Here is a 943-nt window from a genome sequence, read left to right on the forward strand (position 1 = left end):
CAAAAAACATAATGAAAAGCGTGAAGTGCGTGTGAGCCAATATATTGATATGCTTAACGAAGATGTGGCAAAAGTTCGGGAAGAAAAAGGAAAAAAGCCCCTAAAGGCAAGTGAGAAAGCGGTAGAGGTCAAAGACACCAAAGTCAGTAATACCGACCCTGAAAGTGGTTATATGCACCGAGATAATAAGCCCAAAGGCTTCTTCTATCTCGACCATCGTACTGTCGATGGGAAATACGGGATTATTGTAGACACCTTTGCCACCGCAGGGAATGTCAATGACAGCCAACCCTATATCGCTCGCCTTGATGCCATCACAACCCGTTTTCGCTTTAAACCGAAAGCTGTGGGACTGGATGCGGGTTATTTTACCGCCCCTGTGACCGAAAGCCTTGCTCGACGGAAGATTACCGGTGTGTTTGGTTATCGCCGCCCGACCAAAGGGAAAAACAGCCTGAGAAAGCGAGACTTTAAATACGATGCGTATACCGACAGCTACACCTGCCCAATGGGGCAACCACTCATTTACAGTACCACAACAAGAGAAGGTTATCATACCTATAAATCCAACCCCGCTTATTGCCAGACTTGCCCATGACGAACACAATGCACCCAAAACCAAAAAGCGGAGCGTCTTATTACAAGGCATATTTACCAAGAAGCGATAGATAACGCCAACGCCGTAAGACTCTCAGAACAAGGCAAAACACTGTACAAGCGTCGAGCGGAAACCGTTGAACGCAGTTTTGCCGATGCTAAAGAACATCATGGACACCGCTATGCCCGTTATAGAGGATTATCTAAAGTCCAAATGCAATGCTTTCTTGCTGCAATGGCACAAAATATCAAGAAAATAGCCCTCGTGGTATGGGCGTTTTTGTTTGGTTTATGGCTGCAATTATGCTCATCTGGAGCATTTGCAAAAAAATTAGGGAAAATGACC

General features: G+C 45.4%; 1 pseudogene. It reads left to right on the forward strand.

The annotated features are described in order from the left end of the window. Window positions 1-943 (forward strand): annotated as a pseudogene (locus B0186_RS09545) (IS1182 family transposase); the annotation flags it as partial.

The organism is Canicola haemoglobinophilus, from assembly GCF_002015075.1.
Taxonomy (GTDB): domain Bacteria; phylum Pseudomonadota; class Gammaproteobacteria; order Enterobacterales; family Pasteurellaceae; genus Canicola; species Canicola haemoglobinophilus.